This window comes from Rugamonas aquatica (assembly GCF_009380215.1).
Classification (GTDB): Bacteria; Pseudomonadota; Gammaproteobacteria; order Burkholderiales; family Burkholderiaceae_D; genus Rugamonas; species Rugamonas aquatica_B.
In genome coordinates this window covers 727,418-740,090 of sequence record NZ_WHUG01000001.1, presented here as the reverse complement: position 1 = coordinate 740,090, position 12,673 = coordinate 727,418, and the positions used below count along the sequence as shown (strand labels likewise).

Below are 12,673 nucleotides of genomic sequence, written 5' to 3'. Positions count from 1 at the left end.
CCGCTTCGTTTAGAATGTGTTGAAATGTGATGTTATGGAACACGTATCGTGAATAATCGGATAGAAAACGACGACCTGCGCGTGCTAGTGGCGGTGGTGCGCGCATCCAGCTTTGCCGGTGCGGCGCAGGCGCTGGGCATGTCGCCCGCCTATGTCAGCAAGCGCGTCGGGATACTGGAGGAGGCGCTGGGTGTGCGGCTGTTCCACCGCACCACGCGCCGGGTCGTGCTCAGCGAGGATGGCGAGCAGGTCTATGCCCGCGCGCTGACGATACTGGAAAGCCTGGCCAGCCTGTTCGACGATGTCGCCGAACGCAAGGGTGTGCCGCGTGGATTGCTGCGGGTCAGCAGCAGTTTCGGCTTCGGTCGCAACGTGGTGGCGCCGGCGATTGCCGGACTGCTCAAAGCCCACCCGGCGCTGGAAGTCCGGCTGGAAGTGTTCGACCGGCTGGTCGATATCGTCAGCGAGGGCTTCGACCTGGACATCCGCGTCGGCGACGACATTGCGCCGCACCTGATCGCACGCCGGCTGATGGACAACCACCGCATCCTGTGCGCCGCGCCGGCTTATCTCAAGCGGCGCGGAACGCCGCGCACGCTGCAGGAGCTGGCCGGCCATGACTGCCTGGCGATCAAGGAGCGCGACATGCCGTTCGGCGTGTGGCGCCTGCGCAGCGGCGCGCAGGAGGAGATCGCGGTCAAGGTGACGGGGCCGCTGTCGTCCAACCATGGCGAGATCGCGCTGCAATGGGCGGTGGCGGGGGCCGGCATCGTGCTGCGCTCGCGCTGGGATGCGCAGCCGCTGCTGGACCGTGGCGAGCTGGTGCAGGTGCTGCCGGAGTACACGCAGGCCGCCAACGTCTGGGCGGTGTATCCGCAACGGCTGGCGGGTTCGGCCAAGGTTCGCGTGTGTGTGGACTTCCTTGAGCGGCATCTGGCGTGCGACAATCGCCCATCCCCAACTAAGCCTGCACGCCGATGAGCCACACCGCCAAGCATGACATCCGTATCGGAGACTGGACCGCACTCCAGGCCGACGCCAAACTGATACGCTTTGAAGTCTTCGTCGAAGAACAGAAAGTCCCCGCCGAACTGGAAATGGACCACATGGACGCGGTCTGCCTGCACGCGGTGGCCTACGATGCGGACGGCAAGCCGGTCGGCACCGGCCGACTGCTGCCGGATGGCCACATCGGCCGCATGGCGGTGCGCCAGGCCGGGCGCGGCACCGGCATCGGCGGCGCCTTGCTGCAAGTGCTGATGGCGCAGGCGCGCGCGCGTGGCGACAAGCAAGTGGTGTTGAGCGCGCAATCGCACGCCGCCCCGTTCTACGAGCGCCACGGCTTCGCCATCGATGGCGATGAGTTCTACGAGGCCGGCATCGCCCACATCAACATGCAGCACACCTTTTAAGGAGCATGACCATGACGCACATCGTAGAGAACTTCGATCCCAAGCTGGACCTGGTGTTTGAACGCGACATCGACATCGCGCCGGAACTGGTGTGGGCCGCGTGGACCAAACCCGAGCATCTGGTGCACTGGTTCACGCCGTCGCCATGGAAAACCCTGGAGGCGCAAAGCGACCTGCGTCCGGGCGGTCTGTTCAGCTCGGTGATGGCTGGCCCGAACGGCGAGCGCCACGACAATCACGGCTGCTACCTGGAGGTGGTGGAAAACCGTCGACTGACCTGGACCGACGCGCTGGGCCCCGGCTACCGTCCGACCGGCAATTCTTTCATCACCGCCGTGGTGTCGATGGAGCCGCTGCCCAACGGCGGCACACGCTACATCGCCTGCGCCCGCCACAAGGACGAGGCCACCGTCGAAGCGCACAAGCAGATGGGCTTCCAGGAGGGCTGGGGCAAGGCCCTCGACCAGTTGGTCGCCTATATGAAGCAACGTTAAAGACTGCCGCGCACGCCCAGGTAGTAGCGGCGGCCGATCGGATCGTAGACGCTGGCGTTGGTTTCGGTGCCTATGGTGTCGCCGGTCAGGCCGCTGATGACAGGCGCGGGCTTGGTGTTGAAGGCGTTGTCGATGCCCAGATAAAGCGACAGCGTCTTGCGCAGCGCGTAGCTGAACTGGAAATCGTTGACGATCTTGGAGCCCACCTTGACGCTGCCGGCCGGCAGCTTGAACTGTGCCAGCAACTGGTCGTCCAGCGCCGAGGCGCCGATGTAGCTGGTGGTCGAGCTGATGGTCCATTCCCGCCATTGATAACCCAGGTTGAGCATGGCCTTGTTGCGCGGGTAGCCCACTTCACCGGCGGCCTGGTCGGCCGGCGTGGTCGGCAGCGGTATGTTGTAGAACTCCCTCAGATACGTGTAGGCGAGGCGCGCGGCCAGGCGGCCCGGTCCCAGCTGGCCGGTCCAGGCGCCGGTCAGATCGACGCCCGAGGTGCCGGTGCCGCCGCTGTTGGTGACGGCGCTGTCGATATAGGTCAGCGCACCCGCGCTGAAGGCGCCGGAATTGCTGGCGCGGCGCGTGATGAATTGGCAGAAGCTGCTGTTGCCGCCGTTGTAGCACTGGTCGAGCGCGTACTGGCGCGGCGTGGTGACGATGGCGTCGGCGATCTTGATGTTGAAGTAGTCGACCGTGAAAGTGAACCTGGCCGGCGTGTACACTATGCCGACCGTGCTGGAGCGGCCTTTCTCCGCTTTCAAGCCGGGGTTGCCGCGATTGAAGCCGCTGAGCGCCTGGATGTCCGGCTGGCTCAGCGTGAACTTGCCGTTGGCGTTAATGTTTGCCATCACGCCGGCGTCGGCGCGGCAGGCGGTGTCGCGTGCACCGCTCGAACTGGCCGTGACGCCGCTGCACGGATCGACGATACCGGTCGGGAAAACCTGGCTGGGCGGCAGGTACAGCTCGTTGATATTGGGCGCCCGTGTCGACAGTGCGCGGGTGGCGCGCAGCTTGAGCGTATCCGCCGCGCGCCATTCGAGGCCGGCGTTCCAGCTGTTGGCGGTGCCGACGGTGGAGTAGTGGCCGGAGCGGAAGGCGCCCAGGAAGCTCAGGTCTTTGGCAAATGCGCGGTCCTTGAGCAGCGGCACCCGCGCCTCGGCAAAGAACTCGCGCACCGAGAAGCTGCCCTCCGTGGCGGGCAAGGCTGCGCTGGAATTGAGGCCGCCCTGGGTCAGCGCATCGGGCACGCTGGACGAGCTTTCCTTGCGCCATTCGAAGCCGGCCGCCACGCCGACCTTGCCGGCCGGAAGCGTGAACGCTTCGCCGCTCATCGAAGCGCCGGCCAGTTTCTGCGTGATGTCCACGGCCAGCGTGCTGGGCACCGTCACATAAGCCAGCGCGGCCGGCGAGATGGTGTTGTAGCCGAACAGGTTGAGCGGCGAGCAGCCCTGCGCCCGCGCCGTCGCATCGGCGCAGATGGCGGCGCCGCCGGCATCGGGGATGGCTTGCATGGCGTTGCGGAATTTTTGCAGATCGACCTGGCCGTCGGCCCGCTGGCGTTCGCGGGTCTTGCCGTAGACCAGATAGCTGTCGTAGCGCCAGCCGTCCAGCGTGCCTTTCAGACCGGTGGCCAGGCGCGAGGTGTCGCGGTCGATGCCGGCCTGGCGGTTGCCGATCTCGGATAGGCGGCGGCTGAAGCTGTAATCGCGCAGGCCGTCGCCGGTGGTGTCGGCAATGCGGTCGAACAGGTATTGCGGCACCAGCGGATTGCGCACCGGCAGGCCGTTGACCATGGTTTCTGCCGGCACCTGGCCGTTGCTGCTTTTGTAGAAGTCCGCCGAGGACAAGGCCAGCGGCTCGATGATGGTACGGACCTTGGCGCTGCTGTAATTGCCTTCGACGAAGCCGGTGACGGCTGGCGTGAATGCGTGCTCGCCATTCAACGCCAGCAGATAGCGCTCGGTCGGTACGGCGATGGTGCGGAAGGCTGAGCGGTTGAAGCCGGTCGCGGCCAGGCCGAGCGCGGCGTCGCCGTTGGTGGACCAGGGGATCACATTGCCTTGCGCATCGTAGGTGTAGTTGCCCGCCTTGCCGGCCGCGTCCTTGTTGTAGAAGAAGCGGCCCTGCGGCGCGGCCACCGAGTAGTTGCGCACGGGGACAAAGGCATCGGCCGCCAGTCCGGTGCTGAGCATCTTTGAAATCTGGTCCTGCGCCGAAATGTCGCGGTCGCGCGAAGACACGGCGCCCTGGCGCGAGTAAGCCAGATGGCCCATCAGGCTGGTGCGGCCGTCGGCGCTGTCGTAGCCGTAGCTGAGCGCCATTTTCTTCTTGAAGTCGTCGCCGTGGCTGCTGCGGCCGGTACTGGCGTCGAAACTGAACCCGCTCAGATTGCGCTTGAGGATGATGTTGATGACGCCGGCCACGGCATCCGATCCATACGTGGCGGAGGCGCCGCCGGTCAGCAGTTCGATGCGGTCGATGAAGTCGGTGGGGATGGCGTTGAGGTCGACCGCGCTGCTGCCGGACACGCCCGCCACGAAGCGCCGGCCGTTGACCAGCACCAGCGTGCGGGCATCGCCGAGGTTGCGCAGGTTGACGCTGGTGACGCCGCCGCCGGTCGGCAAAAAGTTGGAATTGCTGCGGCTGAACGCGGGCGTGCCCAGCGTTGGGTTCTTTTGCAGCAGTTCCTGCAGATTGGCGGCGCCGGAGGCGGCGATGTCGGCCGCGCTGATGATCTGCAGCGGCGAGGGCGATTCCGCGCCGGGCGCGGCCAGCCGGGTGCCGGTCACGTGCACGGTCGTCATGTCCGCCGCGCCGTCCTGGGCCCAGCCTGCCTGGCTGCCGAGCGCCATGCCGCAGGCCCCCAAGGCGCGCCATGCATTGTGGCGCGAGATCGTTCTTGTCATGGCTACCCCTCCTGAATGGATGAAAACAGGATTGCTGGTTGCTAGCGTTCTATTTCTAACAGAACACTTTACGCAACAAGGTGGGAGGGTGTAAACAATTTACGTTGTTCTCGCCCATAAACACAACAGGCTTACTGCCCGTATTTTTTGAGCAGGGCGCTCAGGCGCGCGGGGCCGTGCGTGCCATACCATTGCCAGATGGCCTCGGCCTGCTTGGGGTTCTGGTCGTAATATGTCTTGCTCAGGGCCAGCCAGGCGTTGGAGGTGAACAGCGGCTTGTCGAGGCGGGTGAACTCCTTGCCGTAGCGCGCGGCCACGGTGGCGTCCATATCATCCTGCGAAGCCAGCGACACGGCAAAGCCATCGATGCGGTGGCGCCGCAGCTTTTCGAAGTTGGTGTCGGGATTGGCGGCGCCCTGGTCGACCTGCACGCCGCGCTCGCGCAGCACCTTGATGTGCGGCGCGCCGTGCGACAGGCCGATGATGCGGCCGCGCATCACCACGGACGGATCGCCGTTCTTGGGCAAGCCGTCGGCGGTGCGGACGAACACCACGCTGTACAAGGCCATGCCGCGCGTCGGGTCGGGCTTGCCGTGTTTGTCGAGCGGATAAACGATTTGCGGCGATGAGCCGATCACTTCAGGCGAAAACAGCGAGGTGGCGTCGATCTTGCCCGCTTCCATGCTCATGCGCAGGCGCGGCGGCGGCATGCGCACCATCACCGTCTTGCAGCCGGCGCTGGCGGCGGCGTCGCGGGTCAGTTCGGCCAGTGCGCCGGCGGCCGGCTTGGCTTCTTCGGGGCCGGAGCCGAGGTAATAGGGTGGGACGGCCTGGTCGGTGTAGCCGAAACGCAGTGGCGCGCAGGCCGCTGCGGCCTGGCCGGCCAGCAAGGTCAACATCGGTAGGGACAGCAGCAGCGTTACACGCATAGGCATGGTACAAGTAGCAAGTCCTGCGGCGGGCCGGGATGGCCGGACGCAGACGGGTCTGTTCGCTAGTGTATCAGCATCTCTTGCAAGGTCGCCGGTGCATCGGCGTAGAGCTTCACCACGGTGGAAGTGCGCGTGCCGTAGCTCGGGCTTTCGATGCGTACCGCCGACAGCATGCGTTCGAGGTCCAGCGGCACGCCGGTTTCCGGCAGGCGCTGGTCGGGCGCGGGCGTGGTGTCGGCCAGCATTTCGAAGAAGGCGTCGTCCGGCGCGCCCAGGCACAGCAGGCTGGCGAACTGGGCTTTGGTCTTGACCACCTTCGGCCACGGCGCATCCAGCAGCGCGTTGGACAGGCCGTACACGCCCGGCTCCAGCGGCCGGCCGTTGCGCGGGTCGGCGTCGCCGCGGTTGGAGAACCAGATCAGCGTGTCGCCATCGCTTAGCACCAGGTTGAAGCCGTTGTAGGCGGCGGCATCGGCGCGGATGGTGTTAACGTATTCCTGCGGCGTCATGCTGCCGGCCAGGAAGTCGGCGACCAGGTGGCCGCGCGAGGGCGCGTCGTCGCGGTGTTCGGACGGCGCGCGGATGTTGGTGATGGCGGCAAAGCGCGAGGCGTTGCGGCCCGCTGCCGGTTGGGTGATGCCCATCCAGCTGCCGCCGGCTTGCAGGTCGCGGCCGGCATAGATTTGCGGATGTTCCGGCCATGCGGCGGCCGGCGCGGTGGCGCGCTGGTAGAACTCATCACGGTTGGCCGCGGCCACCAGCGGTACTGCCGGTATGACCCGCCAGGCAAAAACGATCAGGCACATGTGACTAAATCCGTAAAAACTTCGGTGTGACGCGGGCCGGCGATCAAGGCTGGCAATCCGGCCTGTTCGACGGCGCGCTCCAGCGTGGTAGCAAAACCGTCGGGCGTGGCGGCATAGACTTCCATCCATGTCTGCTTGCCGTCGGTCGCTTGCGGCCTGCGCTTGAGCTGGCAGGCGACGCCATGCTGCGCGCCCAGCGCGGCCTGCATGGCGACGACCGCCGCCAGCAAGGATGGCGCGTCGCCGTCCTTGACCTGATAGTAGATGTAGAGATCCATGCTAGAGATCGAGTGGGTCCAGCACGTATGGCATGTCGAGGAAGATCAGCGGTGCACCGTCTGCCGAGCCCAGGCGGACCGAAGCCGCGTCGATGGCGGCCAGTTTCATTTCGACCAGCGCGTCGATGCCGCCCTTGCCGTTGGGCGCGGCGTTGACCACCATGCCGCATGGCTGCTCAGGATCGGCGGTGGCGAACACTTCGACACCGGCCGCAGCGGCCGCGTCGGAAATGCTGACCAGGGTGGTGCGCCGCTTGAGCTTGCCCAGGTACTGGCTGCGGGCGACGATTTCCTGGCCCGGATAGCAACCCTTCTTGAAGTTGACGCCGCCCAGCAGTTCGAAGTTGACCATCTGCGGCACGAACTGTTCCTGCGTGGCCTTGGTAATCTGCGGAATGCCGGCATGGATTTCCGACAGGTGCCAGGCGTCCGTGCGGCCGACCGACAGCTTGGCCGCCAGCTCGGGCACCACGGTTTGCGCGACCTCGGCCGACATCAGCCACTGGTAGCGCGCCGCGCCAAACGCATCGGCCACGCGCAGCAGCGTGCCGAGCGGATGGTCGAGCTTGGTGAACGGTTTAGCCGGCAGCGGGTCGAACCAGTTTTGCAGCACGTCTTCGGCCATGCCGCCGCCCAGGCCCAGCACGACCTGGTTGCCCGGCAGCTCGCCAGCGTCGCTGAGCTTGGTCTTGGCGCGCAGCACGAACATCGACAGGCGCTTCTGCACCGGCGCCTGGATCTCGCGCGGCAGTTGCAGGAAGATAGTGGTTTCGTTACGCCACATCAGGAACGAGGCCAGCAGCCGGCCTTTGGGCGAGCAGTAACCGGCCAGGCGGACTTCGCCAGGGCTCAGGTGCTCGACGTCGTTGGTCAGCTGGTTGTGCAGGAAACCGGCCGATTCCTCGCCGTCCAGCGCGATCAGGCCCTGGTCGCCGATCGGCGCGACAAAGCCCACGGCCAGCTGGGTGGTGGTCAGCGGCTGGGCTTGCTGTGCTAAAAGTTCATTCCAAGAAGACATAATTTCCAATAATTTGACGATTAAAGCATTATCATTACGGGCTCATTATAGTGATGTCGGACGGATCGCGTCGGATGCCGCGCAAAACGCGGCACTGGCGGACTGTGCCAAGAAGTGGCAAGCTGTGCGACTTGATCCAACCCAACGGCTTTAAACAATGGCTTTTATAAAAAAAATCATCACCCTTTGCATCATGCTGGCCATCGCCGGCGGCGGCTATTTTGTCTACTGGTCCCAGCATCCGATCATCGGGGATGAGATCGAAGCCATCGAATTCACCATCGCGCCCGGCAGCGGCGCCCATGCCGCCGGCCAGCAGATCGCCGAAGCGGGCGTGCCCATCGAGCCGCTGCTGTTCAACCTGCTGGCGCGCGTCACCAATAAAAGCAGCAAACTGAAGGCCGGCGCCTATGAACTGAAGCCGGGCACCACGCCGCTGCGCCTGATCGACCAGCTGGTGCGCGGCGAGTTCGCGCAGGAGCAGCTGACCATCATCGAAGGCTGGACCTTCCGCCAGATGCGGGCGGCCATCGCCGCCCACAAGGGCTTGAAGCACGATACGGTGGCGCTGTCGGACAAGGAAGTGATGAGCGCGATCGGCTCGGAATACAAGCTGCCGGAGGGGATGTTCTTCCCCGATACCTATCTGTTCGCCAAGGGCGCCAGCGATTTGCAGATCTACAAGCAGGCGCACGCCATGCTGCTCAGCCGCCTGAACGAGGCCTGGGACAAGCGCGACCCGGCGCTGCCGTACAAGACTCCGTATGAGGCGCTGACCATGGCGTCGATTGTCGAAAAGGAAACGGGCCAGAAGTCCGAGCGCGGCATGATCGCCGGCGTGTTCGTCAACCGCCTGAAGCTGGGCATGCTGCTGCAGACCGACCCGACCGTGATCTACGGCATGGGCAACCGCTACGACGGCAAGATCCGCAAATCGGATCTGGAGACCGACACCCCGTACAATACCTATACCCGCACCGGCCTGCCGCCGACGCCGATCGCCTTGCCGGGCGTGCAGTCGCTGGCAGCGGCGCTGGCGCCGGCGAAGACGCCGGCGCTGTATTTCGTTTCCAAGGGCAACGGCACCAGCCAGTTCTCCGATAATTTGACCGACCACAACCGGGCGGTCAACAAGTACCAAAGATAATTCATGACTCAACACCGCGGTAAATTCATCACCTTTGAAGGCATAGACGGCGCCGGCAAATCGACCCACATCGCCTTTGTCGGCGACTATCTGAAGAACAAGGGCATCAAGCTGATCAGCTCGCGCGAACCGGGCGGCACGCCGCTGGGTGAAAAACTGCGCGACCTGGTGCTGCACGAAAAAATGCATCTGGAAACCGAGGCGCTGCTGATGTTCGCCAGCCGCCGCGAGCACATCGCCCAGGTGATCGAGCCTGCGCTGCACAGCGGCGCCTGGGCCATCTCCGACCGCTTCACCGACGCCAGCTTCGCCTACCAGGGCGGCGGCCGGGGCATGGACCTGGCCAAGCTGGAGGCGCTGGAGCAGTGGGTGCACCCGCATCTGCAGCCGGACCTTACGCTGCTGTTCGACGTGCCGCTGGAAGTGGCGCGCGCGCGCCTGGACGCCACCCGCTCGCTGGACAAGTTCGAGCAAGAAAAGGCCGACTTCTTCGCCGCCACCCGCAACGAGTACCTGCGCCGCGCCACCCAGTTCGCGGCCCGCTTCCGCGTGATCGACTCGACCCAGTCGATTCCGGACATTCAGGTGCGGATCGCGGCCATCCTCGATGAAATGCTTGCACTTTAAAAGTATTGCATAAGCGATTGTTTTAAAACAGAATACCAAACAATGAGCAATTCCATATATCCGTGGCAAGAATCGTCCTGGCAGCAGCTGCAACTGCTGCGCCAGCGCATGCCGCACGCCATCCTGTTCCATGGCGCCGCCGGGATAGGCAAGTCCGACTTCATCGAACGCTTCGCCCAGGGCCTGTTGTGCGAGGCCGTGCTGCCGGACGGCCATGCCTGCGGCCAGTGCGCGTCCTGCGGCTGGTTCTCCCAGCAAAACCACCCTGACTACCGCCGCGTGCGGCCGGAAGCGCTGGAAGACGAGCCCGCCGAGAGCGAAGAGGGTGAGGGCGAGGCCAAGAAGACCGCCAAGTCGACCAAGGCGCCGTCCAAAGAGATCAAGATCGAGCAAATCCGCAACCTGTCGGATTTCATGAACATTTCCACTCACCGCCAGGGGCTGCGGGTGGTGGTGCTGTATCCGGCCGAGGCGCTGAACATGCCGGCCTCCAACGCCTTGCTGAAGACGCTGGAAGAGCCGCCGCCGGGCACGGTGTTCCTGCTGGCCTCCAACAGCCTGGACCGGCTGCTGCCGACGATTCTGTCGCGCTGCCGCAAGTTCGCGCTGCCCATGCCCAGCCACGCCGAGGCGCTGGCCTGGTTGAAGGCCCAGGGTGTGCCGGACGCCGACAGCTGGCTGCGCGAGCAGGGCGGCGCGCCGCTGGCCGCGATGACGCAGGCGGAAACCGGCAACCGCGACGATCTGGAAGTGTTGCTGCAACTGCTGGCCCATCCCAGCGTCGAGGGCGCGTTAAAAGTTGCCGACAAACTGCAAAAAGTGCCGCTCAGTGCACAGGTTTCCTGGTTGCAGCGCTGGCTTTATGACCTGTTTTCCTACAAACTGGCAGGTAACATCCGGTACTATCCGCGCTACCAGAAGGAACTGGCCAGCCTGGCTGGCAAGATCCACGTCAGCCGCCTGATGGCAGCGATCAAGGGAGCGAACGAACGCCGGGCGACCGCAGATCATCCGCTGTCGCCGAAGCTGTTCCTGGAGGATATGTTGCTCGATTACGCCGCCTGCTGCGCCTGAAAGGGAGTCCATGTCCGCTGCCAGCCCTCTCGACCCGACCGCCGCGCCAGCCGTTGCGCGGCCGACGGTATTGTCGCTGGCCATCAAGGAAAAAGCCGCGCTGTACGCGGCCTATATGCCTTTCCTGAAAAACGGCGGCATGTTCGTGCCGACCCAGAAGCCGTACAAGATCGGCGACGAGATCTACCTGATCCTAGCGCTGATGGACGACCCCAACAAATATCCGATCGCGGGCAAGGTCGCCTGGATCACGCCGGCCGGCGCGCACAACAACAAGGCGCAGGGCATCGGTGTGCATTTCCCGGAAGACGAGAGCGGCCAGCGCGCCCGTCTGCGCATCGAAGAAATACTCGGCGCGGCGCTGCGTTCATCGCGCGCCACCCACACGCTTTAAAGCACGCTTTAACTTCCCCACTGTTCCGAACGACATGACCACAGCTTTCCGCCACCGCCTTGCCACGCTCGACGATTTGCCGACCATCGTTGCCATCTACAACACCACCATCGCTTCGCGCGAAGTGACGGCTGATACCGAGCCGGTATCGGTGGAGTCGCGCTTGGGCTGGTTCCACGAGCACACGCCGGACAAGCGCCCGCTGTGGATCATCGAGCGGGCTTACGATACGGCGGCCCAACCGGAAACGCTGGGCTGGATGTCGTACTCGAACTTCTACGGCCGTCCGGCCTACTCGGGCACGTCGGAGATTTCGATCTACATCGCCGAGGCCTGGCGCGGAAAGGGCGTGGGCGGCTACTGCATCGCGCAGGCCATCGCTCACGCACCCTCGATCAAGGTGCACACCTTGCTGGGCTTTATCTTCGGCCACAACCAGCCTAGCCTGGGCCTGTTCGCCAAGTTCGGCTTTGCCACTTGGGCCAACCTGCCCAAGGTAGCCAATTTGGACGGCATCGAGCGCGACCTGATCATCCTGGGCAAGCGCGTAGCCTGATCGTTACTTCAGCGCGCGGTCGACGGCTGCACGTATCTGGTCGGTGGCGCACACCACCGCTGAATGGCCACAATCGCCTTCCAGCACCGTGGTCGTGGCCCGCACCTTGCGGGCGAACGCCAGCGCCGGTTCAGGATTGACGATCAAGTCTTGGCGCGGGTTGATGATGTGCACCCGCGCCTTCACCTTGCCGGCGGCATCGTCGCCGATATCCTGAGTCAGGAAGGCGCGGATTTGCCAGCGCGAGTCGTTGGCATCGGCCGCATCCGGATCTGGCTCCACTGTCTTTGCGATGAACTTCTCCACCTCGGCCGGCTTGGTCTTGGCGCTGCGGTAGGTAGGCGTATCGAAATGCATGGCGAAGATCTGGTGGTAGAGCGGCAGCCTTGGGTTCTGCTTGTATTCGCCATTGGCGTATTCGGGGTCGACCAGCATCGCCGCTTCCTCGGTGCGCCAGAACAGCAGGTCGTAGCTGGTCTGGCGCGGCGTGCCGGCAATAGGCACGGCCACGTCCATGTAGCCGGGATGACTGACCAACCACTGGAAGGTCTGCGTGCCGCCCATCGAATAGCCGACGATCGCATGCACATGCTTGATGCCGAGCTTGTCGTTCAACAGGCGGAACTCGGACTCCACCATGTCGCGCACGGTGAAGACCGGGAAGGCCGTGCCATGCTGCGTCGCGCTGTTGGACGGCGAGCAAGCCACGCCGTTGCCGATCGCATCGATCACGATCACGTAATGCCCGGCCGTGTTGAGCAAGCCTTTGGGGCCCAGCAGCTCGACCGCCTCGGCACTGGTGCCGGTGTGCCAGGGCAGGAACACGACCGCGTTGGAACGGGCCGCGTTCAATGTGCCGATGGTGCGGTAGCCGAGCTTGCAGTCCTTGATGACGGCGCCGCTTTCCAGGTGCACGTCGCCGAGGTCGGCGAATTGCTGGGGTGGCGCATCGGCGGTGGCGGCCAGGGGCAGGGAGAGTACAAGTGCGGGCACAAGACGGCTGAACATCAGGCGAACTCCGGCAGTGATTAG

14 protein-coding genes are annotated in these 12,673 nt (G+C 64.6%); 8 read left to right on the top strand and 6 right to left on the bottom strand.

What is annotated here, in order from left to right; all coding sequences use genetic code 11:
• Nucleotides 1-48 precede the first annotated feature (48 nt).
• Genes GEV02_RS03210 through GEV02_RS03200 form a run of 3 tightly spaced genes read left to right on the top strand, consistent with a single transcriptional unit; the run spans nt 49 to nt 1,906 of the window.
• The gene (locus GEV02_RS03210; RefSeq protein WP_328595701.1) at nt 49-981 is read left to right on the top strand and encodes a LysR substrate-binding domain-containing protein; all 933 of its coding nucleotides are present in this window, start codon (nt 49-51) and stop codon (nt 979-981) included.
• Nucleotides 978-1,412 (top strand): GNAT family N-acetyltransferase, encoded by a 435-nt coding sequence (locus GEV02_RS03205; protein WP_152836472.1) that lies wholly within the window; start codon nt 978-980, stop codon nt 1,410-1,412. The genes GEV02_RS03210 and GEV02_RS03205 overlap by 4 nt, the downstream gene beginning before the upstream one ends.
• An 11-nt stretch (nt 1,413-1,423) precedes the next feature.
• On the top strand, nt 1,424-1,906 hold the full coding sequence (locus tag GEV02_RS03200) for an SRPBCC family protein (RefSeq protein WP_152836471.1): 483 nt from the start codon (nt 1,424-1,426) through the stop codon (nt 1,904-1,906).
• Here the strand turns inward: GEV02_RS03200 and GEV02_RS03195 are convergent.
• The 5 genes from GEV02_RS03195 to ygfZ all read right to left on the bottom strand — a co-directional run bounded on the left by GEV02_RS03195 (nt 1,903) and on the right by ygfZ (nt 7,843).
• A complete protein-coding gene (locus tag GEV02_RS03195) occupies nt 1,903-4,809 on the bottom strand; it encodes a TonB-dependent receptor domain-containing protein (RefSeq protein ID WP_152836470.1) in 2,907 nt (968 codons plus the stop codon). The genes GEV02_RS03200 and GEV02_RS03195 overlap by 4 nt on opposite strands.
• 131 nt (nt 4,810-4,940) lie before the next feature.
• Nucleotides 4,941-5,744: a type 2 periplasmic-binding domain-containing protein gene (locus tag GEV02_RS03190; protein ID WP_152836469.1), complete on the bottom strand. Its 804-nt coding sequence runs from the start codon at nt 5,742-5,744 to the stop codon at nt 4,941-4,943.
• Nucleotides 5,745-5,803: 59 nt separating this feature from the next.
• Nucleotides 5,804-6,547 carry an NRDE family protein gene (locus GEV02_RS03185; protein ID WP_152836468.1) on the bottom strand — a complete coding sequence of 248 codons (744 nt, stop codon included), beginning with the start codon at nt 6,545-6,547 and terminating at the stop codon, nt 5,804-5,806.
• Nucleotides 6,538-6,825, bottom strand: a complete 288-nt coding sequence (locus GEV02_RS03180) for a DUF4936 family protein (RefSeq protein ID WP_152836467.1) — start codon at nt 6,823-6,825, stop codon at nt 6,538-6,540. Before GEV02_RS03180 ends, GEV02_RS03185 begins: the two co-directional genes overlap by 10 nt.
• A 1-nt stretch (nt 6,826) precedes the next feature.
• Entirely contained in the window at nt 6,827-7,843 is a 1,017-nt protein-coding gene (gene ygfZ, locus GEV02_RS03175; protein WP_152836466.1) for a CAF17-like 4Fe-4S cluster assembly/insertion protein YgfZ, read from the bottom strand.
• Between the two features lie 157 nt (nt 7,844-8,000).
• Between ygfZ and mltG the strand changes: the two genes are divergently transcribed.
• Genes mltG through GEV02_RS03150 form a run of 5 tightly spaced genes read left to right on the top strand, consistent with a single transcriptional unit; the run spans nt 8,001 to nt 11,641 of the window.
• Nucleotides 8,001-8,990: an endolytic transglycosylase MltG gene (mltG, locus tag GEV02_RS03170; protein WP_152836465.1), complete on the top strand. Its 990-nt coding sequence runs from the start codon at nt 8,001-8,003 to the stop codon at nt 8,988-8,990.
• Between the two features lie 3 nt (nt 8,991-8,993).
• On the top strand, nt 8,994-9,617 hold the full coding sequence (gene tmk / locus GEV02_RS03165; protein WP_152836464.1) for a dTMP kinase: 624 nt from the start codon (nt 8,994-8,996) through the stop codon (nt 9,615-9,617).
• A 42-nt stretch (nt 9,618-9,659) separates the two neighbouring features.
• Entirely contained in the window at nt 9,660-10,691 is a 1,032-nt protein-coding gene (locus GEV02_RS03160) for a DNA polymerase III subunit delta' (RefSeq protein WP_152801698.1), read from the top strand.
• A 10-nt stretch (nt 10,692-10,701) separates the two neighbouring features.
• Nucleotides 10,702-11,085: a PilZ domain-containing protein gene (locus GEV02_RS03155; RefSeq protein ID WP_008448417.1), complete on the top strand. Its 384-nt coding sequence runs from the start codon at nt 10,702-10,704 to the stop codon at nt 11,083-11,085.
• Between the two features lie 34 nt (nt 11,086-11,119).
• Nucleotides 11,120-11,641 (top strand): GNAT family N-acetyltransferase, encoded by a 522-nt coding sequence (locus GEV02_RS03150; RefSeq protein ID WP_152836463.1) that lies wholly within the window; start codon nt 11,120-11,122, stop codon nt 11,639-11,641.
• 3 nt (nt 11,642-11,644) lie between these two features.
• On the opposite strand, the gene GEV02_RS03145 is transcribed toward GEV02_RS03150, so the two are convergent.
• Entirely contained in the window at nt 11,645-12,649 is a 1,005-nt protein-coding gene (locus tag GEV02_RS03145) for an alpha/beta fold hydrolase (RefSeq protein ID WP_152836462.1), read from the bottom strand.
• Nucleotides 12,650-12,673 lie beyond the last annotated feature (24 nt).